This is a genomic window from Pelomonas lactea (assembly GCF_043555885.1).
In the GTDB taxonomy this organism is placed as follows: domain Bacteria; phylum Pseudomonadota; class Gammaproteobacteria; order Burkholderiales; family Burkholderiaceae_C; genus Pelomonas; species Pelomonas lactea.
Map to the genome: position 1 here is coordinate 89,976 of NZ_JBIGHX010000009.1, position 22,865 is coordinate 112,840.

Annotated in this window: 22 protein-coding genes and 1 pseudogene; 13 read left to right on the plus strand and 10 right to left on the minus strand. The window is 63.1% G+C overall.

All coding sequences use genetic code 11. The features are described from left to right. Positions 1-98: 98 nt before the first annotated feature. Together ACG04Q_RS21475 and ACG04Q_RS21480 are read right to left on the minus strand one after the other, a co-directional pair. Entirely contained in the window at positions 99-449 is a 351-nt protein-coding gene (locus ACG04Q_RS21475; RefSeq protein WP_394513460.1) for a hypothetical protein, read from the minus strand. 290 nt (positions 450-739) lie between these two features. Continuing rightward, complete coding sequence (locus tag ACG04Q_RS21480) at positions 740-1,078, minus strand: S1/P1 nuclease (RefSeq protein ID WP_394513462.1); 339 nt, start codon at positions 1,076-1,078, stop codon at positions 740-742. A 50-nt stretch (positions 1,079-1,128) separates the two neighbouring features. Between ACG04Q_RS21480 and ACG04Q_RS21485 the strand changes: the two genes are divergently transcribed. The 5 genes from ACG04Q_RS21485 (at position 1,129) to ACG04Q_RS21505 (ending at position 4,540) form a co-directional block, all read left to right on the plus strand. After that, positions 1,129-1,500: a hypothetical protein gene (locus ACG04Q_RS21485; RefSeq protein WP_394513464.1), complete on the plus strand. Its 372-nt coding sequence runs from the start codon at positions 1,129-1,131 to the stop codon at positions 1,498-1,500. After that, positions 1,497-1,844 carry a hypothetical protein gene (locus tag ACG04Q_RS21490; protein ID WP_394513466.1) on the plus strand — a complete coding sequence of 116 codons (348 nt, stop codon included), beginning with the start codon at positions 1,497-1,499 and terminating at the stop codon, positions 1,842-1,844. The genes ACG04Q_RS21485 and ACG04Q_RS21490 overlap by 4 nt, the downstream gene beginning before the upstream one ends. A gap of 326 nt (positions 1,845-2,170) precedes the next feature. Beyond that, positions 2,171-2,299 (plus strand): hypothetical protein, encoded by a 129-nt coding sequence (locus ACG04Q_RS21495; RefSeq protein WP_394513468.1) that lies wholly within the window; start codon positions 2,171-2,173, stop codon positions 2,297-2,299. Between the two features lie 1,019 nt (positions 2,300-3,318). Continuing rightward, positions 3,319-3,789 (plus strand): hypothetical protein, encoded by a 471-nt coding sequence (locus ACG04Q_RS21500; RefSeq protein ID WP_394513470.1) that lies wholly within the window; start codon positions 3,319-3,321, stop codon positions 3,787-3,789. After that, positions 3,776-4,540: a hypothetical protein gene (locus ACG04Q_RS21505; protein ID WP_394513471.1), complete on the plus strand. Its 765-nt coding sequence runs from the start codon at positions 3,776-3,778 to the stop codon at positions 4,538-4,540. Before ACG04Q_RS21500 ends, ACG04Q_RS21505 begins: the two co-directional genes overlap by 14 nt. A 28-nt stretch (positions 4,541-4,568) precedes the next feature. Here the strand turns inward: ACG04Q_RS21505 and ACG04Q_RS21510 are convergent, their stop codons facing one another. The 3 genes from ACG04Q_RS21510 to ACG04Q_RS21520 form a co-directional block, all read right to left on the minus strand. Continuing rightward, the gene (locus ACG04Q_RS21510; protein WP_394513472.1) at positions 4,569-7,841 is read right to left on the minus strand and encodes a CHAT domain-containing protein; all 3,273 of its coding nucleotides are present in this window, start codon (positions 7,839-7,841) and stop codon (positions 4,569-4,571) included. Further along, complete coding sequence (locus ACG04Q_RS21515) at positions 7,838-8,827, minus strand: hypothetical protein (protein ID WP_394513473.1); 990 nt, start codon at positions 8,825-8,827, stop codon at positions 7,838-7,840. The genes ACG04Q_RS21510 and ACG04Q_RS21515 overlap by 4 nt, the downstream gene beginning before the upstream one ends. Before the next feature lie 68 nt (positions 8,828-8,895). Then, the gene (locus ACG04Q_RS21520; RefSeq protein ID WP_394513732.1) at positions 8,896-10,458 is read right to left on the minus strand and encodes a type IV secretory system conjugative DNA transfer family protein; all 1,563 of its coding nucleotides are present in this window, start codon (positions 10,456-10,458) and stop codon (positions 8,896-8,898) included. Here ACG04Q_RS21520 and ACG04Q_RS21525 point away from each other — a divergent pair. The 4 genes from ACG04Q_RS21525 (at position 10,391) to ACG04Q_RS21540 (ending at position 13,437) form a co-directional block, all read left to right on the plus strand. Next, complete coding sequence (locus tag ACG04Q_RS21525) at positions 10,391-10,948, plus strand: hypothetical protein (RefSeq protein WP_394513739.1); 558 nt, start codon at positions 10,391-10,393, stop codon at positions 10,946-10,948. The two genes, ACG04Q_RS21520 and ACG04Q_RS21525, sit on opposite strands and share 68 nt — an antisense overlap. A gap of 17 nt (positions 10,949-10,965) precedes the next feature. Then, positions 10,966-11,874 carry a DUF4407 domain-containing protein gene (locus ACG04Q_RS21530; RefSeq protein WP_394513475.1) on the plus strand — a complete coding sequence of 303 codons (909 nt, stop codon included), beginning with the start codon at positions 10,966-10,968 and terminating at the stop codon, positions 11,872-11,874. Positions 11,875-11,998: 124 nt separating this feature from the next. Then, on the plus strand, positions 11,999-12,952 hold the full coding sequence (locus ACG04Q_RS21535) for a hypothetical protein (RefSeq protein ID WP_394513477.1): 954 nt from the start codon (positions 11,999-12,001) through the stop codon (positions 12,950-12,952). A gap of 62 nt (positions 12,953-13,014) precedes the next feature. Next, positions 13,015-13,437 carry a hypothetical protein gene (locus tag ACG04Q_RS21540; protein WP_394513479.1) on the plus strand — a complete coding sequence of 141 codons (423 nt, stop codon included), beginning with the start codon at positions 13,015-13,017 and terminating at the stop codon, positions 13,435-13,437. A 64-nt stretch (positions 13,438-13,501) separates the two neighbouring features. Here the strand turns inward: ACG04Q_RS21540 and ACG04Q_RS21545 are convergent, their stop codons facing one another. After that, positions 13,502-14,662 (minus strand): IS30 family transposase, encoded by a 1,161-nt coding sequence (locus tag ACG04Q_RS21545; RefSeq protein ID WP_394513481.1) that lies wholly within the window; start codon positions 14,660-14,662, stop codon positions 13,502-13,504. A gap of 267 nt (positions 14,663-14,929) precedes the next feature. On the opposite strand from ACG04Q_RS21545, the gene ACG04Q_RS21550 reads away from it, so the two are divergent. Continuing rightward, positions 14,930-15,316, plus strand: a complete 387-nt coding sequence (locus tag ACG04Q_RS21550; RefSeq protein WP_394513483.1) for a DUF2946 domain-containing protein — start codon at positions 14,930-14,932, stop codon at positions 15,314-15,316. Positions 15,317-16,126: 810 nt separating this feature from the next. Here ACG04Q_RS21550 and ACG04Q_RS21555 read toward each other — a convergent pair. Genes ACG04Q_RS21555 through ACG04Q_RS21565 form a run of 3 tightly spaced genes read right to left on the minus strand, consistent with a single transcriptional unit; the run spans position 16,127 to position 20,574 of the window. Then, on the minus strand, positions 16,127-17,941 hold the full coding sequence (locus ACG04Q_RS21555) for a site-specific integrase (RefSeq protein ID WP_394513485.1): 1,815 nt from the start codon (positions 17,939-17,941) through the stop codon (positions 16,127-16,129). Positions 17,942-17,944: 3 nt separating this feature from the next. Next, on the minus strand, positions 17,945-19,633 hold the full coding sequence (locus ACG04Q_RS21560) for a hypothetical protein (RefSeq protein WP_394513487.1): 1,689 nt from the start codon (positions 19,631-19,633) through the stop codon (positions 17,945-17,947). Next, on the minus strand, positions 19,630-20,574 hold the full coding sequence (locus ACG04Q_RS21565) for a tyrosine-type recombinase/integrase (RefSeq protein WP_394513733.1): 945 nt from the start codon (positions 20,572-20,574) through the stop codon (positions 19,630-19,632). The genes ACG04Q_RS21560 and ACG04Q_RS21565 overlap by 4 nt, the downstream gene beginning before the upstream one ends. Here ACG04Q_RS21565 and ACG04Q_RS21570 point away from each other — a divergent pair. The 3 genes and pseudogenes from ACG04Q_RS21570 to ACG04Q_RS21580 all read left to right on the plus strand — a co-directional run bounded on the left by ACG04Q_RS21570 (position 20,458) and on the right by ACG04Q_RS21580 (position 22,235). Continuing rightward, positions 20,458-20,886: a hypothetical protein gene (locus tag ACG04Q_RS21570; RefSeq protein WP_394513740.1), complete on the plus strand. Its 429-nt coding sequence runs from the start codon at positions 20,458-20,460 to the stop codon at positions 20,884-20,886. The two genes, ACG04Q_RS21565 and ACG04Q_RS21570, sit on opposite strands and share 117 nt — an antisense overlap. Before the next feature lie 2 nt (positions 20,887-20,888). Beyond that, a pseudogene (locus ACG04Q_RS21575) lies at positions 20,889-21,488 on the plus strand (ATP-binding protein); the annotation flags it as partial. Between the two features lie 90 nt (positions 21,489-21,578). After that, positions 21,579-22,235 carry a pyridoxamine 5'-phosphate oxidase family protein gene (locus ACG04Q_RS21580; RefSeq protein ID WP_394513488.1) on the plus strand — a complete coding sequence of 219 codons (657 nt, stop codon included), beginning with the start codon at positions 21,579-21,581 and terminating at the stop codon, positions 22,233-22,235. A gap of 7 nt (positions 22,236-22,242) precedes the next feature. Here ACG04Q_RS21580 and ACG04Q_RS21585 read toward each other — a convergent pair whose 3' ends face one another. After that, entirely contained in the window at positions 22,243-22,821 is a 579-nt protein-coding gene (locus tag ACG04Q_RS21585; protein ID WP_394513490.1) for a glycine zipper 2TM domain-containing protein, read from the minus strand. Between the last annotated feature and the right edge of the window lie 44 nt (positions 22,822-22,865).

Sequence of the window (22,865 nt, forward strand, 5' to 3'; positions counted from 1 at the left end):
CTGCTGGCGAGATCGAACCGGACTCCACGACATGCTCATCGCCGGCACACCCGCCTACAACGGTCGGACATCGTCTCATGTCAAGCACGGGCCCGACATCATGGAATCTCCCTGGCGGGCGCTGTCTGCCTGACTTTCTGCGGGGTTCGCGCAAGGTGGGCGAACCATCTGCGGAGGGAGTTGTCCCATCGCGGCGTGTCCATGACGGGGAACCCGCCTTTGCGGCGCAGCCCGGCATTGGCGCCGCCGCCGGGATCCCGGAGCGCTGGCGCAACAGTCCGGTGCGCCGCGCCCCGCTTTTCCGACCAAGTACCGCCCGTGGCGGTGCCGGCCGCGGGACGGAACGTCGGCTTGATGACGATCAGCGTGAGCCCGCCCGATCGACGCGACCGGCTGCTTGCGCTGCAAACGTGCCATCGGCGCGATGACTGCAGCTTCAGGCTGGTCATGTTGCCCACGGTCAACGAACGAGATGCGAAATCGGCGAGCAAGAGGCGCTTGGCTCGGTTTGCCACGGCCATGAAAACGACGCATGCGGCGTTTGCGCTGTCGACTCGACTACGCTGTTGAGACCGTACCAGCGGGTAGTGCGCCTGCACAGCCGAGTTTCGTGCCACGAAGTCTCAAACCCGCGACCCTCGGCTTGGTTGTCTACGGGAAAGTACACATCCTGGCGCCACGCAGCCTGCCTGGGCTCTGGTACCGGTCACTACAAGCGTGTACGTGCTTTTGTGGTCAGTCAGCACCGGCACAGGTGGTCAGTCAGGCCGGAATGCGCAGTCATGCCGTCGAGGCGGTGATCGATCAGACCACTGTCCCAGAGCGCGTGCAGGTTGGAGCCCTTGCCAAACGCGCGCAGTTGGACGCCGTTGCCGCCCTTGTCGGCCGCGAGTCCAGCGTGCAGGGGCTGGTGAACGTCACCGACGAGGTGCACAACCCACTTGAGGGCGACAAGCCTTTCGCTGGGCGAGGTGCCGCTGGATCGAAGGATGAGGGTCTGCTCCATCAGTGCCTCGATGACGCACGCCCCGTCCCGGCAATCCCTGCTCGACCGGTAGGTGCAGTCGTCGTCAAGCATGTTCAGGAATCCCTCCGACGCTTGAGCGTCCCGGCGTTCAACATTGGCGCATGGTCGAGCTGACCCTGAATGCGCCGTGGTTCATGTTGTCGATGGAAGTCGGCGACCAGGGCGAACCTGAACACAGCGTCACGCAGACCCTGTGCATCGCCTGGGAGTACGACCTAGCCGATATCCTGGTGTCGATGGAGGCCGCTCGCGTGACGGGGCTGATCTGCATGATGCCTGCGTCGGCATCTGCGTCCGGTCACTGGACATCGCGCGAGATCCGTGAGGTGTGGCTTCACCGCTCCGCCGCAGGGCGCCACATCGAGCTGCTCGACAAGACGGGCCAACGGTTCGATTGCGGGCTGACCCCGGATCACATTGCTCCCGTGGAGATTGATCTGCTTTGGCGCGTGATTCCGAGGCGACAGCGATGACCAAGCCCTCGCTGACGCCAGCGGATTTTGTGCAGCCGCCCCTGGAGTCCGACAAGGAGCTGGCCGAGTGGGACAGCATGCCGGCCGTGGGTCGCGAGCGATTCTGGTTGCCAGCGGCGAACCGCTATCCGTTCAGGACCTTGCTTGAGCTAAAGAAGATGAAGCGAACAAAGTCGCGCGCGGCCCCTAGAGAACTCGGTCGTGCGTCGAAGTTGGCGAGACTTAAGGCCTGCATACGGCAGGGTCGGCGCCTGGGATTCTTGAAGGAGCACCTCACCGTCTCGGACGACTTCGATTCGCAGCTGCCAGCAGCATTGCTCAAGGATTTCGAGGGCGGCATCTGAGACGAGGTGCGAGGAGTTCGAACGTCGGGGCGTGCTAGGGATCCGAGTGCTTGATGCGGAGGCGTCAGGTGCCCTCTACCGCAGCCAGTTCAAGCACGCGATCCGTTAGTCCTTGCTCGATGGCCGTCCTGGGCGTCCTCCCGTTGAGGCCGCCCAGCGGGGTCTCCAGGAACGACAAGAGGGCCCACCCTTCGGTGGTGCCCAGCGCCTTCGATGGCCTCGGGATCACAGCCCAGAAGATCGGGGCGAACTGCCACCTGGGCAGGCGGAAGCCCCGGCGGGTCTGGGTGAGACCGATTGCGCGACCCTTTGAGACCCATGAGTTGATGGTCGCCCTGGTGGTGGCGGCGATGCTGGCCGCAACGTCGGTGCTGCCCAAATTCGCTGCCTGCGGGCCGAGCCGGCGAGAACTGAATGAAGGCCTTCAGGTAAACCCGGCCGGCGCTAATGGTTGACTTGGACGGTCAGATGTTTATGCGACCGAATGCCTGCTCGCACGTCGGACCGGGCGCTAACGCCTGAGCGCTTTCCAGCTGCCAGCAGTTGATGCTCGAAATATGGATGAGTCCGCGCTCTTGCACGGCGCTATAGCCGATGCGACTTCATCAATCCTCAAAGAGCCTAAAGAGGCCATAGCCAATCGCTCCGATCGCTCCTGCAGCCAGGACCACTGGCGCCGCGGCAACTCCAACCGCTGCAACCGCAGCAACCTTAGCAGTCACCACGCCGACACCGGCTGCCACTGATCCACCGACGCCCGCGCCAGTCGCGGCTGCGGCTCCAACAGCTGAGCCAATGTTGGCGGCCATCTGACCTCGTGCCATGTGGTACGTAGTCGCATGCTTGGTGGCAGTACCGACTGCGGCTCCCAAGCCTGCAGCGGTTGCATTGAACGCTATCGCGTCCCTCGTCGACTTATCCATGACAACTCCTCTTGCTGAAAACGGCAGTTGATCGGGAGAAAGAAGAGGGCGCGAGCATGTGCCCGGTGAGCGTTCGTCGCGTTGAGCAGTGTCACGCTTATATATCAAGACGAGGTTTCCTGAGAAGGGCGGGAGTCAAATTGAAGCCGCCCTCCCCCGCGAGTGCGGAGGGGGGGGGGGCTAAGACTGCCGGCGCTTCGCGCGATCGCGTCGCCAACTTATTCCTCCATGCCCATCCTTGGCACGGACCGCCGGCCTCGCTTTCAACCTATCGCGCGAACGGCCGACTTTGGCCAGCGGGGCCACGTAGTGACCCAACCGGGTGTGGTCCGTGACCTGGCTCGCGCACAGCCGTAGAACACTGCCGATGCCGGTCGTTTGGGCAATCAGGCACCCCGCATTGGAGGCTTGACCTCCCGGTAGGCATCTGGCACAAGCCTCCTCATCGACGTCCATCGTGAGAGACCGCGCAGACCGGTGCATCGCCGGGTTGCGTTGGCTGCAGGCACTACGCGGCTGGATCGATTCAAACAAAGCTGGGGGAGTTCAGCATGTCACCTATCGTGCCCGCTCAGGTGCTGGTCCAGGCTTTGGCAATGGCAGCCAAGGCGCGCTACCAGGCTGAAGCGCTTGCGCATCTGCATGGCATCGCGAAGCTGCGCGCCGGTGTTGTCCGCGATTTGATTGAGGCGATTGTCGTGCGACGTGTCGATGCCGTTGAGCATCAATGCACGGAAGTGCTTAAGCAATATGCCGACCAAGCCCAACACTATCTGGACCAGCAGAGGCGGTTCGGCGAGAGGCTTTTGGAGAGTCGCGATCCGATAGAACGACTCGAATTGAGCTCGAGACTCACGGAAGTCGATACCAAGCTCGGAGAGATCCGAGCCGATGCGAAGCTGATCTACGAACGCATGTGCCAAGCGATCGCCTATCTAGGCGGCAACGATGCGGCACTTCTGCAACAAGTTTCGTACGTTATGGGTGGCGGTTATGAGTCAGTCCGCTATGTATCCCAATAATTCGACTCCATCTCCTTGGCCAACATTCTGGATCGGGCTGGGCATCGTCCTCATTTGGATTACTTGTTGGCAATCCCACTACGACGATATACGAATTGCCGCATTGGCCAGAATCGAGGCATGCCCCGAACCTGTTCCTTCAGGCGATCGCTGGTGGAACAAAATCGGAACAACCGTCGAAAAAGGTTTCGATAGCGTTTTCACAGAATGCGGTAGACGTTTTCGACGCGAAACTGATGAAGTCCAGACCGCCTTTGAGAACAGTATGGGGCGCGTCATGCTTGCTACCCCATTGGCCTTCATTCTCGTTTCATTGACGCGAGGTGGCGGCAGGTGGCTCGCCAGCGGCTTGCAGACTGCGTCAGTTGCGCGCGCAGAACGACTTCGTCTGAAAGCCTACGAAGCACAAGATAGAACGCTGGTTCTTGAGAATGAAGCGGCGAAATTTAGCGACGCACGAGTTGAATTTGTCAAACGCCTCGGCATTATTTCGAGCTACCTTGACTTGCTCGCCGAGCCGTCCGCGTCAAATCAAGTGGTGATGCTGAAGCAGAACATATCCAGGGAGCTGTGCGAGCTGGTGGCAGGCAATGCGCCTGACGAACTCATTGGATTGATACGGAGCGATAAAGTTGTTCAGTACAAACTCCGGACGCTGGAGCAACGCTTCAACGAGCTTGCCATCAAGAACGATGATGCCCAGCTGATGTTCTCACTCGCATCGGCAGACTCCGGGGCGAGGTTACTATAGGTTGACTGTGGGCCCAGTCACTTAAGGTTTAGCCGTAGCAGACCGTATACGCGTTGAGGTGTTCTATCGCCTTCCGAGCGGTCGCCTGCCAGGGCTCCTCTCGGTTGTCAAAGATCTGCTCAAGCACGTCCTTGATGACGCTTGCTTGAAATCCAGCATCCATGGGATCTAGGGATTCTTTGTTCGAATTTCCCGGATCGGCCAGTTCATCGCTTTCGAACCAGCGAGATCTAAATTCCGAAGAGGTTGGCCATCCAGCAAGTAGTCTTTCTAACCCTTTGCGCTTCTCGACGGTCTTCGCAGCGGTGTCAGCGAGGATGGCCTGCATCCCCTCTCTGTAGGCCTCTTTCGCAACCTGCCTGAATCCTTCGGGCCAGTCGCGCTCCACAAGCTGCAGCTTGGCGATCGTTAGCGCCGATTGCGGGTCTGTTCCTTCCAGGCGCAATGCCCAGTAGCCACCCACAAGCAGAGGCATCCAGAAATCGGAAACAGGAGCCAAGCAGGCGACGACCGTCTGAGCTCCTTTAAGTTGCAAGGAGCTGACTACGCCCAGCGGATCGCCCGTTTCAGAGCTGCCTACCATGCCGGCGACGCACGCCGAAATGAACACTTCACGGATGTCACCGCTAAGAGCCATCACAGCCGCGGCGTCGAGAATCTGTCCAGCAGCATCGTCAATCCGCAATGCGCCGTGCTGACTTGTCGTGCCACCACTGCGCGTCTCCATCACCGTGCCATGCGTCGCGATTTGAAGGCAAGGACGCAGTTCCGTAGAAGGAGTACCCAAATGGCGGGCGGCTCGGACTGAGGCGTGCTCGCGGCGTGCTTCGGCGAACAACTTGCCTACGATGCTCGCCTCCACGTTGACGAATGGAATGGGCCTTCCGCCGGCCTCAGCCTCGTCGGTGAAGATAGAAATTTGGCTCGGCAGCCAGGGCTGCACTGGCGCCCCAACGTCTTGCGGCATGCGCAAACGCACGTATGCCGCAAGCCCACAGAAGTGGCGGACCTTCCAACCCTGTGGCTTGCCAAGCGCCAACGGCAGCGCGTGCAGACCGGTCCCGGTCACCAGGTCCACATTGACCGCTGCTCCGAGCGCTTGTACAAGCGGTGACCAGATCGTGGTTCTTATGTGGCCGCGCAAGGCCTCAATTGCCTCCTCGGGCTCGAGTTCGGCTTCAACGGACGCTAGAGCCGAAGGCGTCAGGCGAGTTGCGTAGATCACATCGCGCAGCCCCGCTTGCGCCTCGCGATAGCCGACTGTGGAGACGGCCATATCAGCCCGCAAGGTCTCCAGGGCCCCGAGTGAAATGGTCTGGAGCGCTTGTTTCGCGCGCAGCACATTGGCCCGTATGGTGCCGTTAATCACGTCTAGCAGCACGATGCAACTCGGGCCAGCTGCGGCGACCAACTGCTGTGGCGTCATCGCCTGCAACCACTGCATGGCTGCAAAAGCACGATCCTCCATTGCCAGCGCGCCACGCGCAGCACGGAAGACCTCGTGAGGCGTACCAAGGTCAGCCGGGTCAAGGTCTTTCAGAACGGACAGAGGAGGAGGGCCCGCCGAGTCGTCGTCAACGCGCATTCGGACTGCCGTCATTTGGCGTCGAGCTTCGACATAGTCATCGCGGGCCTGAGGTATCTCATCTGCACCGGCGGCTAGGCCTGGCCCGACGCAATAGATCCACGTTTCCATGCCATGAAGGGGTGCGATTCCCGACAGTACTTCTTCGTGCCAGCAACGCTCGCACAGCGAGACCCAAGCTTCGTGGAAAGAGCGGAAGCCTTCTGCTATCCAGCCCCGTGATCCCCCGCGCTCGAGCTCGAGTTCGTCCAGCCCAACCAAAGTTATAGCGCGGACGGCAGGTAGAACTCGCTGTAGCTCCAGGCGCACCTGCGAATCCTGCGACCAGCGCGAGATGATGTGTTGACCAAACTGAAGGCGCCGCAACACCGGAACTTGATCGCAAACGACCTCGAGTGAGTGCCGGCTGGAGAAGACATTGCGTTCGTAATCCCGCATTTTCTTAAAGAGCGCGCGGCCCAAACGGCTGGACATGAACCATCCGTGGTGGACATAGGTCGCGATCCGCTCGGTCGGTGCGGAGAGCGCCTCCAGCACCTGCAGTTCAATGTTCTGCGCCCGGGACACCTCGCCAACATCCCTGATCGCAGAAGCGCTGCTCAACAAGGCTGAGACCAAATCGGCGTCTCCGCTGATGACGTTTGGCCTACTAAGAAGCGCATCGATCAACCGGTACGCTGGCTCAGTGCCGCCGAGCCTCACGGCACGGGCATTGAGTTCAAGACTTAGCGGAAGGAGGCTGGTGGCAATGCCTGCGTATCCGTTCAGCTTGGCCCGGTCGCGGTCCACGCTGAGTTGCTCCCACTGCGCCTGGGTGGACTCGTCCACACGGCCGGCACGGATTCGCGTCAGCAGCATTTGGACACACGCGCGAATCTCTCTCTCATCGGGGCGAGTTTTGCGCCGCTTGCGCAACGTCTCCAGAACGAACTCGGCGTGATCCAAGGCGGCGTCCGGGTTGCCCGAGTCGCGCAACGTCTTGGCCATGGAAGCGTGTGCCCGCAATGCCTCGATGCTGCGCGAGCAGCCGTTCGCGGAGCGCAGATCCAGTTCTTGGCGCAGCAGCTTGAGCCCGGCCTCCCACTGGCCCATCTGAATGCTCAGCTCGGCCAGTTCGTGCAATGCGTGCAGCGAATACAGGTGATTGCATCCGTACCGGTCCTTCGATTGCTCATGCACCCAGGTCTGAAACGCGTGCGCGGCAACTAACTCACCCTGGGACACCAGGCTGCCAGGAATAGTTGCAACCTGTCGGAACGCCAGCCAGCGTAGGAAGCGACCTCCGCCGCTCGGCTCAAGCAGACGCTTGAAGAGCGATCTAGCCGTCTCGTGATGGCCCATCTCTGTAAAGATGAAAGCTGTCGTCGCCAGGGCTGCTGGCGGTGGGCGGCTGCCACCTTGCGCCAAGCAGCGGTGGCGAAGGCTTGACATAGCCAGGGCCTCTGGCGGGTAGCCCTGGTCGACTGTCTTGCTCAATGCCGGTATTGCGAACACGAAGGGAATGCTTTTCGCCGTGAACCACCATCTGGCCCACCAGCGGTCCCGGTTCTTCACTGGCGAGAACAGCCAGCGCGCCCAGCGGGCTTGCCAGGGCGTCAAGCGTGAGATCAGTGCGAGTTCTGCAGGCCGAAGATTGGCCTCGAAGTCGAGCGATTCGAAAAGCAAATGGCGAAACCAGCGCAGGCTGCCAGGAGGCGGCCCCATCGCGGAACTCACCGTCTCTTGGGCCACACTTGGTACTCGAAGCGCATCAGCGAAAAAATCATGCCCGGCTTGGAAAGGCGCGCGGCCAGGAGATCCATGAAGCTGTCCTGGAGCTCGGCATTGTCAGACGCGTCTTTGGGCATGCCCTCCAAATCGATAGGGGAAGCTGAGACGATGACTATCACGCGCCGCTGTCGGCCCATTTTGGGGGGCACCGTGAGCGCATGAAGGGTGGGGTCGGCAGGGATGCTGACGCAGCTCGCCGGCAGATGGGTCGCCGGCATCATTTGGCCGTAGGGAGCCGGATACGGCACCAGCGGCAGGAATTTTCGCTTCCCCGCATCTTCGACCTCCTGCACTGCCATGAAATGGCAGAAGCGGCTATTCCCCTTCAGCACCTGCTGCAGCGAAATGCGAAAGGCGATCTGATCACCCTCATAAACTATTTCGTCTGGGTCAGCCGATTCCGGAAACGGGTGGGGTGCACCCGGCGGCAACAGTCGATCATCCCCTTTGGACGCACGCGGGCGCTGGTGCCTCAAGCGAATAAGCTCGATCCTGTCCTGCCCAACTTCGTCGGCCCGGTGCCTTTTGGGGTTGAAGAACTCGTCCCAACGCGCGCCTTCTGCGAGGCCACCGCAACGGCCCCCACGCAGACGAAGCACCGCGCCAAAGGCGTCAGCGGACTCCTTGAGAGCGTCCAGCCAGCGTTGTCCCAGGTCTGCCTTTGGGTCGAGGTCTGCCGGCCTATTCATAGGACTGAAGAAGGCGATCAGAAACGAGCGCGCATGCTCTGCAGGCAGTTCTTGCAAACTTTTGCACCTGCTCAGGTCAGAAGGATGGAGGGCGCTGGGCGCAGCTGCGCGTTTCTGGATCCATGCGCATATCTCGGGGTCATCTGGTTGCTTGCTTGTGTCCCGATTGGACGCCATCAGATCCGGATGCTTCTTGAGCAACTCGACCTTCTCCCTGAGTTCCACGATCGCAACCCTTGCCATCAGCCCCTCTTGCCATCTTGTCGTATGCGCTCATCTTCCAATGGCGCAACCGCACTTGCAAGGGCGGGTCAGCGGCGACGCGCTGTGTAGTAGGGGCTAGGATCGAAGCGACCCTTGAACAAGGCGTCGCTGAGGTAGTCCAACTTGCGGGCGACAAAGGTTCGATGACCGGGAAGGTGGACCGCCATCTCTTCGTCGCCAAGCGCGAAGAGCTTTGTCGCGTCGATATCACCCAGTTGCTGAGCCACTTCGTGAGCGGCCGCTTCAGACGCGTTGCCGAAGTTGAGGAGCGCTGAGTTCTCCAAGATGGTGGCGTAGTCGGTGGGCCACATGCCGCGCAGCTGGGCGACGCTCTGCAAGCAGATTGCAACCTTCGCACCGAAGCCGCGCAGCAGGGTCACGGCTACCTTCACGGCTGGTAGGGGACCGATCTGCGCCAGTTCGTCTAGAACGATGAGGGTGGGTTGCGTGGGGCGCGTCTGGCGCCGGGCGATTGCCATCAGTGCGCGGCCAAGAAGCACACGCAGCACCGCGGCGTGGCTAGCTAGGCGCTCGGCGGGCATCACAACGAAGATCGAGTCCCGAGCCTCTGGGTCGGACAGCGTGGCGATCTTGAAGTCACTCGCCGAAGTGGCCTGCTGGATGCGAGGGCTGCTGAAAACGCGCATCAAGCTAAGGGCCTCGCTACGAATGGACATGCGCACCTTCTCCTCGGCCTCGAGGAGGTTGCCGAACTCCTCATGGATGTAGGGCGTGAAGCGGGCGTGTTGCGCGTGGGTGTCCAGGATGACTGCAAGTCGGTAGGTCAGATCGTGCGCGCACAGCAGGCGCCATACACCACCCAGGCTGCGGTCTTCGGGAGGGACTCCGGCCACATAGCGAGCAGCCCAGGCGACCCAGGCGATGGCCGCAGCGATGAGACCCAGGGCGCCGGAGCGCCAGAACGGATCTGGTAGGTTGGGCGGCGCCGGGCCGGCGAGGTCCTCAGCAAGAGTCATGCAGTCGTCGGCGAAGTCCTCGTGCTCCGGGTCCAGTTCGTCGATGGGATTGCAGCGCGCGGGCGTGAAGCCTCGTTCAGCAAACGCCATGGCCTGCAGTCCAAAAGGGTTGAACACGTGGACCTGTTGGCCAAGTTCGCGCCGGTGGCGTGCGCATACCAGCGCGTTCTCGCCCTTTATGTCAACGACAAGCGCCGCGCCGTCATGAGTAAGCAGCCACGGCATTACGCATGAGCGATTTTTGCCCGTGCCGCTGCGGGCCACGACGACAAGGTGGCCCTCTTGCCCGTCGTGAATCTCGCCTGAGGGGTGACCGGTAGGGTGGGACAACGGCCGCGCAAGGAAGCCAGGCGGTCTTTGCTGACGTTGCTGCCAGGCCAGGAGCAGCCCATGTTGAGAAGGTGGAGGTGGCTGCATGCTTCTTGGACGCCGGTCAAAAGCTGACCAGCTTGCATCAGGTGGTTCCCAAAGCGTTTGGGAGGTTCTCGACGTGCAATAGCGATGCGGCAACCCAATGAGCCGACGTCTCCAACAAACCATCGAGGTACTCACCATGCTTGATCTAATGACCCGGCTCACCAGCAAGGGCCTCAAGGCCATCGCTGCTGCTGTCAACCCGCCCCTGGCAGCCATGCCCGAGCGGCCGCAGGCCGGCAACGTCGTGATGCTGCGTGCCACCGAGCAGCCCGAAAGTGCTCCGCGTCGTCCGGTTTCCGCCGCCCTGCAGGACGACCCGATGTTCAAGGACCTGTGCGACGCCGACTATGAGGCCCTGGGCTTCCGGGACGGTACGCGCGTTCCCGACCACGAAGGTCTGGATCAGGGCTGCGCGCGCATCCGTGCGCGCGCTCGGCTGGTCTTCGATCACATGGTGCAGGCACGCATTGCGTGGCTGGACGAGTCTGAGCTACAGCAACTCGCCGTGGGGCAGCAGGGCAGCGCACTGGGCTGCGAACGCATGCGCGCTCAGTCCAACGCATGGCGCCGTGACATCGAGACGATCAAGCAACAGCGTGAGCTGGCGGGCGAGCACCAGGGTTGGATCGAGCCGCTGGTCGTCGATTACCGTGCCGGCTTTCAGCGCGCGCTGCGGGGCGCCATCAACGCGCAGTGGCTGCGCTGAACCGAGAGGGCGTCATCATGAACATGCTCTCTTCCCAGGGACCGCTGCACGACCCCACAGCGCGGCAGCGGCGGCTGGTGCTCATCCTGGCAATTCAACTGCCGGTTCTGGTCTGGCTCGTTTCGTCTTACGTGCTGGCCACCGGCGTGTTCGGGCTGTCGCAGCTTGCCGCGTTGGGCGTCGCGGCGGGGCTTGGCTACGTCGTGTTGTTGGTGGAGCTGGTGCTCGTCCTTTCGCCGCGGCACTGGGCCACCCTGACCGCGCGCCTCCTGCTGACGGTGTTGATGTCGGCACTTGGCGCGCTTGCGGTCGACGTCGTCATCTTCCGCGCAGACATCGACGCCCGCCTGCGCGAGCAGAAGGTCACTGCTCTGCAGCAAGAGCAGGCTGTCGAGTTGCGGGGCCGTCAGGAGCCTGTGGAGCAAGCAACGACTGCCTGGCAAGCAGCACTGCGTGCCATGGATGACGAAGCCACCGGTCGCGGCGGTGGGCCTCGTGGCTGCGGCGAAGTCTGCCGACATCTGAAGGAGCAGGTCTCCATGCGTCGGGATGAACTGGATGAGGCGCGAACCGCGCTGGCCACTGCCCAAGCCAAGGCCGAGCAGGCAGTGCAGGCTCTGCGGGCCTCGCCTGACGCGGCGGCCGACGCAGGGTTGCTGCACCGGTGGACCGCGTTGCACGGCTTCGTGCTCGAGCATCCCGGCACGGCACTCGTTTGGGCAGCGCTCTTCTTGGCTGTGATGCTCATCGAGGCCGCCCTCGTCCTGGCAAAACTGGCCGGCGGGCGAACCTTGCAGGAGCAGCTCGATCAGATGCGCAACGAAGTCCGCCTCGAGCAGGCTCGCCGCCAACGCGCCGTGCTATGTGAGCCGCACGACCTCACGCGGCCACAGGCGTCGGAGCGACGCGGCCGCGCCCTGAATTGAGACCGCTTAAGCCGCGCCATCTAGCACCGCTCTGGCCTAACCGACTTGGGCGCGGCGCACGATACAACTAGCCAACTAGCGCCGTAGGGCACTGAACAAGACCTGATACGCAAAGGAGAAGTACATGTCCCTTCCCCAAGTCCCGGAGCCTAGCTTGGAGGCGGTCGGGCAATACCTGAACAAGTTCAGGGTGACGCCCACGGCGCCGCAGGACACCGCCGTCAAGCCCAATAGCGAGCCAAAGTACAAGTCTCCGAAAGAGGACGTATGGCGCCGTCGTGTGGTTTGGACTGCGTTGCCCATCGGAATCTTCTTCGCAACCTGCGCCGTGCTCAGCCTAGTGCTGCAGCGCTCGGTTGCACCTTTGCATGTCGGCAGTCACCTCCTGGTGGAGTTGGCCCTCCAGTGGGTTCCCGACGCCTACCCCCTGGCAGCTCTCCACAACTTCGCCTTGGCCCTGGTAGCCGCCGGCTTGGCAGTGGCGGCCTCCGGTGGCCATATGGAGGTTCCGGGTACGCCGCACCGAGCCGAAACGATCGTGTCGCGGCGCACCGCGCGCTTCGCTGCCCCACAGCTTCTGACGTTCTTGGTGCTGGCGGTCGTCGGCATTGCGCTACATATGCACGAATGGGCGTTTCTGGCCGCGGTGGCAGAAGGCGTTGCCTTCGTCTGCTTGTTGGGCGCGGTGGCCATTCTGTGGGTCCCGGTGCTGCGCATGTTCCTCGTAGTGGAGCGGGACAGCGAACACGATGGTCTCACGAATCGACTGATCGTTGGCCACGGAAGTGGATGGCGGCACGGCACCTGCATCGTCCTACACGACCAGATCCTCGAAGTGGACAGCTTCGCTGGCGTCCTTGAAGCGTGCTTCGGACTTCGCAGCCTCCGGGTGGTGTTCTGTGACGCCGATGGGCTAGAGAAGGTCATCGTGCTGCGAGCTTTGGGCTCGGCAGAGCTTGTCAACAACATTGAGCACCTCCTTAAGGGGCAGTTCCGTAGCGCTCGAGGCACTGCAGCGATCCGTAGCGGCAGCCCCCTGATACCCAATCAAACAACGAACAACATCTTCAATCGGTGATTCAAGCCTCGCGTTCCCTTCCCAGACATTCACCTCCACGCAATCTCTTCTGAAGGACCATCATGACCAACCCTCTCGATTACTACTATGACCATTGCGCAGAAAGCGCGCCTGAGGTCGGCCACTACGTAGGCTTCCTGACTGGCGCGACTGCGGCTGCACCGTTTGCCGCTGCCACTGTGGGCGAGTCCGGCGTTCCCTTTGCCTGGGGACCGGGGCAGATCGCAACTGCCGCAGCGGGCGCAGCCGCCTACGAACTCGGCAGCCAGGTCGGCACAGCGGCTGGCGCCGACCTGTTCGAACGTGCGTGCAATCTGGCGATGGACGCTGGGCACAGCATAGCCACGAACCTCGGTGACTGGGTCAACAACCACTTAGATGGAGGCGCACAAGATGCGGCGTCACACGATTCTTCGCACGGAGGTGGCAGCTCGGGCCACTCAGACGCAGGTCACTACGGCGGCGACATGGGGGGGGGCATCTAGTTCATTGGAGCTCGCGGAACGAGGCCAGACTGCCGAATCCGAACGGCTGCCCCCAGCGGCGGATTCAACCGGTCATCGCAACACATTCGCTGAATCGCTCAGCGGGCGTTTGGAAGCCGAGCGTCTTGCGCGGCCTCTCGTTCAATTGTCTAGCGATCGCGTTGAGCTGGTGCTGCGAGTAGCCCGAGATGTCGATGCCCTTGGGCAGGTACTGCCTGAGCAATCCATTGGTGTTCTCGTTGCTGCCCCGCTGCCAAGGGCTTTGTGGGTCACAGAAGTAGACCTGGATGTCGGTGGCCAGCGTGAATCGCTTGTGCCCATGCATCTCGGTACCTCGGTCCCAGGTGAGAGATTTGTAGAGCTCCTGCGGCAGCTTGCGGGCATGCTTGATGAGCGCATTGACAACCGTCTGCGAGTCCTTGCCGTCTAGTTTCACCAGCATCACGTATCGCGTCTGACGCTCGACCAGCGTCGCGATCTGGCTGTTGCCGCTGCCGAAGACCAGGTCACCTTCCCAATGCCCAGGTACCGCGCGGTCCTCGGCTGACGCAGGCCGCTCGCTGATCGAGACCGCGTCGACGATCTGGCCATGGATCGCTGTCTTCTGGGTGTACGAACGAGAGCGCCGCATGCCGCGCGTGCGCCGCAAATGCTCCAGCAGCTCCTTCTTCAAGGCGCCGCGCGCTTGAATGAACAGGCTGCGGTAGATCGTCTCGTGTGACACGTGAAGGCGCTGGTCGTTCGGATAAGTATGCTTGAGCCAGCCAGCGATCTGCTCGGGCGACCACAGCATCCGAAGCATGTCCGACACGACACGAGCCAGCGCTCGGTTCTTGGCCAGCTTGCAGAGCTTCGGCCGCAGGGCGCGCTCCCATGCAGCCTGGTCTGCCAAGGTTGCTCGATAGCCGTGCTGGCCACCGTTGCGACCAATCTCCCGACTGATGGTCGACGGCGCTCTGCCGAGGCGAGCAGCAATTGAACGCATCGACTGGCCAAGCGTCAGCGCACGTGAGATTTCTTCTCGTTCTGCCAGCGTCAGCGCTGTCGCGCAGCGGCGACGCTCAGGCGGTCGAATACCGCCCGTCTTCGACAGGATGCCCTGGATCGAGTTGTGCGGCCGATCAAACAGCTTGCCGATCTCATGAAGCGTCCAGCCGTCCTTCCAGCGCTCCCACATCAATGCCTTTTGCGCGGCGGTGTAGTACGTCCGCGTCCGGTACTTCATCTGCAACACTCCTTCTGCATTAGCAGTGGTAAGTGTGTTGCGCCGACCGATTGAATCCGCCGCCTGAAGCTGCCGTCGTACCGCGCCCGGCAATTCTTCAGCGGTAGCCCTCGAGGCCATCACGTTCGATCACACCGCGGGTGATGGTCACAAAGCTATCAATGATCTGCATTGCAGAGTCCAAGTCCCGGTGAAAGTGGGGCACGCGATTCGGACATCGCGCTGCATCGGATTCTGCACATGAAGGCTCCACCTAGAATGGGAGCCATGCTGATTGGCCGTCGCCTCAGAGGCCTCACGTCATGGATCGCGTGTTTCGCGATCCTGCTGAGCGCGCTCGCGCCGACGTTGTCACATGCCTTCCACGGTGATGTGCCGTCAGGATGGGCCGAGATCTGCAGTGCCACCGGCGCCAAGCTGATCAAGCTCGATGAGCCGGGCAAGTCGACCGATCAAGGTTCTGGCGGGCAGGCCATGAAGCACTGCCCCTACTGCTCCACGCATACGACCGTGCTGGGTCTGCCACCCGCAGCGCCGGCTGGCTTGATGCTGGACACACTCGCCCTTCATGTCCCCGAACTGTTCCTGGCCGCGCCACGGACGCTGTTCGCCTGGGCCAGCGCTCAACCGCGCGCACCTCCCCTGAACGCCTGAGCTTCGAAGAGCGCTGAGTCGCGGGCGCGTTGCGCTCGACCAGCGCCCATTCGTTGATCGCCCGCGGCCGCACATGGCGGCGCGCGCGAGCTTCAGGAGCAAGTCCATGTCATGGATCGAGCGCGCGTTGCGCGCAATGACGCACTTCAACATCGGCGCGACGCTGGCCGTGGTGGCCTGGCTGCTGTATCGCAGCGGGTGGGTCGCATGAGGCGCGCCAGTCAACTCGAGGCCCTCTACTGGCAGGAGACGGGCGCGGCACTGCGCGCCCTGGTCGCGCTGGTTGTCGTGCCGACTATAGGGCGCTGCGTGGCGAGGTAAGTTTGGAGCGCCTCGGACATTTGGCAACTCTAGCGCCGCCGTGCCAGCGCTGGAGGCGGCAAGATCATCGGGGCCTGCACTACAGCTGCACTTGATGCAAGTGCGCTCGAAGCCTACCGCATCTACGGCTTCGATCGCTTTCTCGTCGTCGAACACGCTTTGTCAGCCTCGCGAAGCGCGCGAAGATTCTCGACTTCGGCTCGCAGTTCAAGGCAAACGTAGAGAAGCGCCTTCAAGCGTGCCTCCTCGTCCTTGCGTGCAGACTTGGCCAAGACTGTTTTCCCAGGCTGCAGCCCGTCATTCGGCAGTCTGCGCTTCGACGAAGCCCGAACCCCAGCGACCAGGTCGGGGTGGGACGCGTAGAGGTTGGCTCGATTCAGGCCTGCAAGTCTGCAGATCGCGGCGATTGACAGTCGGCCCGCGGGGTTTTCTCGGCGGTACTCATGAGCGGCAGCTTCGAAGCGCTCGCGCACCGACAGCGCCGCCTCCTTACTCGGACTGGTTCTGGGACGTGGCATGCAGTCTCCCGGCGTTCAGTGATCGCAGTACCTGATGCGTGCCATCCAGCCGCCTTTGCACCCACGCGACCGTCTGAGCCGGCAGGCCCTTCGTGTCGAGAAATTGTGCATCGCGTTCAGCGCGCTCTGTCCACCATCCTCTGTGCTTGTCGGTGACGACGAAGTTCGCGCAGCTCGAGCAGACTTCTGCCGACCGGTTGGCCTCGTTCGGCCCCAAGGCGTCGCCCCGGCACGCGGACAGCGCCTGAGAGTAGACACAATACCCCCAGTCACAGGGAGCCAGTTGCACGCCCTGCCCGATGAGTCGATCAACGAGTGACTCAAGTGCTTTGCGACCCCGCAGCTTCGAGGTTCCACTCCCTGCGAATTTCTGAAGATTGCCAGCAGCCTTTCCTGCGATCACCGAGGAGCTCAGGATATCGGTTAGCCCTGCCGCCAAGTCCCGTCGGCTCTCCTCATTGACCATCTGAGCCAGTTCGATGTCCGAGCCGACATAGCAGCCATCCGTGATGAGGCGATGCGTGTGGCCATAGTGGTAGGCCAGCGATTCCAATGCCCGCTTGTCCCTCAGCACGACGAACCGCGCGAAGGTCTTGCGGGCCGAATGCGGGTGCAGGTGCTTCAATCTCGGCCGATCGTCACGGAAAGCCGAGTTGGCAAAGCACAGCATGCGAGGCCCAATCGAGTGAGTGCTGATCCGCTTCGCCGCGCTACCGGCGACGACGGGATTGCCTCCGCGCCTACCGATCAGCAGCGCCTTTTGGCCTGCGAATGTCCGAGCGTCTACATGCATGCTCACCAAGTATTCGACGGCATCAACGACGGGTCCAGACGCGACCCAGGTCCGGGCTTCGCCACCCTTCTTCGCCGCCACTCCTCGAAGGCGATAGAGCGGCTCACCCGCTTCTGAGTCCTCGCGCACCATCGCATCGCTATCCATGCTGACCAGTTCGCGGCACCGGAATCCAACCATGAAGAGCAGGATGATCAGACAGGCACCCTCGGTGCAGTTCACCGCACGTCGCAGGGCGTAGTAGGGTCGAGCGCCCTCCATGCCAAGGTCACGGGCCATGTCCGCGAATTCTGGCTCCGCAGCGAACGCACGATAGGCTTGAGTGCGCGCCTTGGAACGGGCATCGGCTGTGATTCCGACGAAGCCACGCTCAAGCAGCGCGCGTTTGCGCAGCGTCGCCTGCAACGTCGTGCCATGCACCTTCAACCACCATATGGCGTCTCGTAGGAGGGGCAGCGCGACTGCCTCGTCGACCGCCTTCCAGCCGTGCCTTTGCTTGGGTGGAAACAGACGATCGATCTCGTACATCAAGTCGGACGGATTGACGCGCAGCGACGCCGTGTAGTCGAACCGCAGATCCCACAGCCAGCGCATGAGCACGACGAAGACATTTCCGTTTCTCAGTCGCTCGCCGCTTCCGTCGGCAGCGACGGAGCGCTCTCTCAGGAACTCGAGCATGGCTTCGGGGCCCAGTTGGGAGAACCGCCAGAGGTCCCGCTCGACCATCCAGACAACCAGCCGGCGGAGCCAGCGCCACCAGTTCTCCACGGTGGCATGACTGAGGGTGCCTCGTCGCTGCGCGCTCGGCATGTCAATCAGGGCTTCCAGGAACTCCTTCGAGCTCTTCGTCAGGTACGCCCTCTGATGCTTGGTCCCCTTGTCGACGGGCAACAGCTTCCGCCAGTTGATGATCGGCTCGGCATCGGGATAGAGAGCGCTTGCGGCGAGCCGCCAGTGGTGAGCGCCTGCCTCCAGGACCACGTCTTTGAACATCGACTACTCCAGGTGAGGTATCTGGCGGCCTTTGACAAGTTGCTCGGCGCGGCCTCGCACGGCTTTCGAAACCGCGGGCAGGATGTCTTCGGCGAGGATGACGCGCGTCGGCTCATACAACATCTCGTACCGCGCCTGCCACCCTTCCGCGAGGGCACGCTGTCTGCCCTCGGCGAGCGCGTCAAACGCGGCCAGGAGTCGTGCAACGACCTGGGGGTTGTCCAGAGGAATGATGGCGCCCGGGCACGTGGCGCAGCGCTGGAACTGAAGGCAAAGCTCGCCGCTCCGGCTCCCCTGGGCAATGCCGCCGAACGGATCGCCGCATCGGAATCCGAAGACGGTTTCCGCTGGGTTCTTGACCGGTCCGCTCCGGGCAGAACCTTTGGGAGCATCGGCTCGCGGCTGCATGCTTTCACGCACCAATAGGCCCTGGAAGTGCCGGATGCGTGATTCATGTTCAGCCTGCCGCATGTCAAGCCGGGTGTAGCGCATCGTGGTGGCCACTGACTCGTGGTTCAGCCGCTTCTGCGCGATGCGCATGGAACCACCCGCTCGGTGGTGCGCGTCGGCGCTGGCGGCGCGGAAATCGCGCAACTGAAACCGTGGAAGCCCGTGGCGCTCGGCGAACTCGTTGACCAGGATGTGCAATAGGCTTGAGGAAGGGATCGCCGGGCTTTTACCGACCAGTGGGTACGCAAGGAACAGTCGTTCTCGGTGCTGTGGGGGCGTGGCCGGCAGGAGGTTCGCGTTGAGTGCAAGCAACCTGCGAATCAGGCTGGGGGCGCTCCACTTCCGGCCGACCGGCGCCTCGGCATGCTGCTCCTTGCCAGATCGAGGTTTCTCCCACACCACCCGCTCTAGGTCCGTTCTCAGAGGATGTGCTGCGATGCAGTTCCGACTCATCGTCAAGATGCTCTGGGGATTGCCGCTCGTCTGCACGACGATCGCCACGTAGAACGGCACCATTGCCTCGGGGCACATCCAAATCTGCCTGGACAGCCCGCGCAGGCCGCCGGCAACGCCAACCCGGCGACTCAGGTTTCCTCCGGCGGCATGGACCGCTCGCTGCGACGGCATGCCTCCACCGGCCATCGCGAGAAGCTCGGCGATGAGGTCACACCGCTCGGATTCTTCGGACGTCAATGGCGTGCGCGCGAGCAAACGCTGCCCCAGCGTGAGGGATGCTTCGGTAGCCTCGATGTCCGCGTAGCAGCACTCCAGAATCCGCTTGACGGCTTCTTCGCTCAAGGCCTCCCTGGGCGGCGACGGTTCCACACGGAACCCGAGGACCTTGATGCGCGTCCCGGGTGCGAGCAGCGCAGGAGCGTTGCGTTCGATCCACCCGAAAATCGCAAGGATCCGATTTAGAACGGATTGGCAGGTGGTTGCGGCATGGCCGAGACTCCCAAGCCAGTCTCGAAACTCGGTTGCGACGGTGGAGGGCAAAGGTACCTTGAGCGCATAGCCTCGCGCGTGGAGGAAGGCGGCAAGCTTCCTTACGCAACGCCAAGCCATGGTCTGGCTGCTCCACGCGGTATGCCCAAAGCTGGCCAGATGGGCCGAACCCAACGCCGAGGCCAGTTCGCCGCTCAGCCCAAGCTCATCGAAGGCGAATGGCCTATGTTCGCCTTTGGGCGGCCTGGAAGACCTGCTGCCATCTATCGGCCGCTCGGAGGCCTTGACCGGACTCACAGGGTCGCTCCATAGAGATAGGACAGCGCTTCCATCACCGCCTCGCTCGAAGCCTCGATGGACCGTAGGTAGATCTCGGTGGACTCGATGGACGCGTGCCCCATCAGCACCTGCAGCGTCTTGATCGAGTTCATGGGGTCGTCGACCGATTCGCTTCGCTCAAGGATGCTGAGGACGTTCACCGCGAAGGTGTGTCGAAGGTGGTGAAGGGTCGCGCCAGTTCCGAGGAGATCGGCGCATCTGCGGAACTCCCTGCTCAGGCAGGAGCGCTGGACAGGCGCGCCATGACGACCCAGAAAGACCCGCGCCTCCGAAGCGTGCGACGGCCTGTCCGCGAGCACGTACCAGTTCGTCTCTTCGGCCAACGGCACCGGCACTTGCACCGTCACCTCCCTGGATCCCTTCCTCAGGATGTCGACCTGTACGAAACCGTCCCGGGACACCGCAATTCTGTCGGGGCCAGGTAGCTGATCAAGACGAAGGTCGCAGATCTCGAATCGTCGCAAGCCTGTCACCAGGGCCCACTTGAACATCAGCCGAAACGGCGGTCGCGCGACGATGAACAGGCGTTGAATCTCTTCATACGAGAGAACCCTGGGCATGCGCCGCATGACGACTGGCGCGAGTGAGTCGCGGCGGTAGTGGATCCCTGGAGCCAGCCTGCTTCGGCCACGATTCGCCTCCGCCCGCGCAACCAAGAACAGCCCGAGTGGCGTGCGCAAGACCCCTCGTTCATGCGCCCAGAGATAGAGGTTGGCGACGACCGAAATGCGATGGTTTGCAGTGGAACTTGCGTAGGGCGCTCCGCTGGGCTTTCGAGGAGCATGGACAAGCTCACTACGAAAGACAGCGAATATCTGCTCATCGGCCTCTTCAAGCCGGCAGCCTCGCCCGTCGAGAAAGCGAAGCCAGACCAGGAGAGCTTCAACGTAGGAGCGCACGGTGTCGCCTTTGACGCTCCGCCCTCGCAGGGCAACATCCGCGAGAAAGAGTGTCGGCATCCACACAGGATGTCCCGAATGGTCCACGACGATGGCAACACGCGGTACGTTGAAGTACCTTGGCTGAAAGCCCGCGACGGCTGGGACGCCGCTTCGGTCAAACGCCTCTTCAATGCTGCCCAGATCCTGGCGCGGAGAAACGAGGGCCGCTCGGATGAAAGGGGTGCCTGGCATGCGGTCTCCAAGTCAACGTTTGAAGATTACGGCGGCAAAATGCACCTCGCGTGCATACAGACAGTTTCTGTTACCTAATGCCGGAGTTCCCTCGCGCCGCACTGGAGGCGCTGCGCGAACCGCTGGAGACCGGGCGCATCCTGATCTCGCGCGCCGCGCGGCAGGCCGAGTTTCCGGCGCGCTTCCAACTCGTCGCCGCGATGAACCCCTGCCCATGCGGCCACCTCGGCAACCCGCTGCGCGCCTGCCGCTGCACGCCCGACCAGGTGGCCCGCTACCAGGGCCGGCTCAGCGGCCCCTTCCTGGACCGGCTGGACGTGGTCATCGAAGTTCCGGTCATCCCGCCGCGCGAATTGCAAGACCTGGCCGCCGGGGAATCCAGCGCCGTCGTGGCGCAGCGCGTGGCAACGGCCCGCGAACGCGCCCTCACGCGGCAGGGTTGCGCCAACGCGCAGTTGCAGGCACAGGATCTGGCCACGCAGGCCACGCTGGAGCCCGCCGCCAAGGCGCTGCTGGAACGCTCGGCGGAGCGGTTGGGCTGGTCAGCCCGCAGCTTCCATCGCGTGCTGCGCGTGGCCCGCACGGTGGCCGACCTGGCCGGCATCGAGCCGATAGGCGCGGCCCAAGTGGCCGAAGCCATCCAGCTGCGCCGCGGCCTGCCCGGCGCGCCGGCGGCCTGAGCCCGAAAAAGGCGGCTCGACAGCCACGCAGCGAACGACTGAAATCCGCGCGCCCGCATGCCGCGGGCCTGACACAGGGAGGCAAAGCACTTGGACGCCACGACGCCTTATTCCATCGACCCCGCGCACGTCATCGCCGACGAAGCGGCCCTGCGCGGCCTGTTTGAACCCACGCACGCGCTGGCGCTGCAGAAATGCCAGGACCGGCTGGGCAGGCATGCACAGGACTTCGTGCATCGCTCGCCCTTCCTGTGCATCGGCACCCAGCACCGCGATGGTCGGGCCGACGTGAGTCCGCGCGGCGACCCGCCCGGCTTCGTCAAGGTGCTGGACGAGCGCACGCTGGCCATTCCCGACCGCCCCGGCAACAACCGGTTGGACAGCCTCTCCAACATCCTGGCCAACCCCAGCGTGGGGCTGATCTTCATCATTCCCGGCTATGACGAGACGCTGCGCGTGAACGGCCAGGCCACGCTGGTCACCGAGCCGTCCCTGCTGCGCAGCATGGCGGTGCAGGACCGCATTCCCACGCTGGCCATCGTGGTGCGGGTGACCGAGGTGTTCATGCATTGCGCCAAGGCGTTCCGGCGCTCGCATTTGTGGGATCCCGCGCACTTCCAGAACCGGCGCGACATGCCCTCGCTGGTGAAGATCATCCTGGACGAGACCACCGGCGCGCCGGCCGAAGCCGAGATGCGCAGGCTGGACGACGCGCTCGAGGACGCCTACCGCAAGACGATGTACTGAGCGCCCGTCACAGGCGGGTGAAGCCGTTCTCGGTCAGCCGCACCTCGTCACCCACGCGCAGGCCCGGGTCGGTGCGGCGCTCGAAGCGGCGGGTGCGGCCGTCGCGCTCCTCGATCTGCACCACCCAGACGGTGTAGCCCTTCTGGTTCTTCTCGATCTCGTTGCCGGCATAGCCGCCGCCCACGGCACCGGCCACGGTGGCCAGCTTCTTGCCATTGCCGCCACCCACCATGTTGCCGAGCAGGCCGCCCACGACGGCGCCACCCACCGCGCCCACGCCGCTGGACTCGCCACGGCGCGCCTCGGTGTGCACGTCGGTCACACGGCCGCAACCCTGGCATACCGACGGCGTCACTGCGGGCTTGGCGACGACCGGGCGCGCCGCCTCGCGGGGCGCCTCACGCGGCGTGTCGGCGGCGGCCAGGCGCTGCGGCTCCACACGCGCCGGCTCCACGGCAGCGTCCATGGGTGGCGGGCTGCTGATGGTCTGCGAGCGGCCCACCGCGTAGGCGCCGCCGAGCAGCGCGAGCACGACGGCGACGCCGGCAACGATCTGGGTGGACTTGACGCTGGGGGAGGTGGACATGGGGGACTCCGTCGTTGTTGTTGGACACCCCATGTTCACGCGCC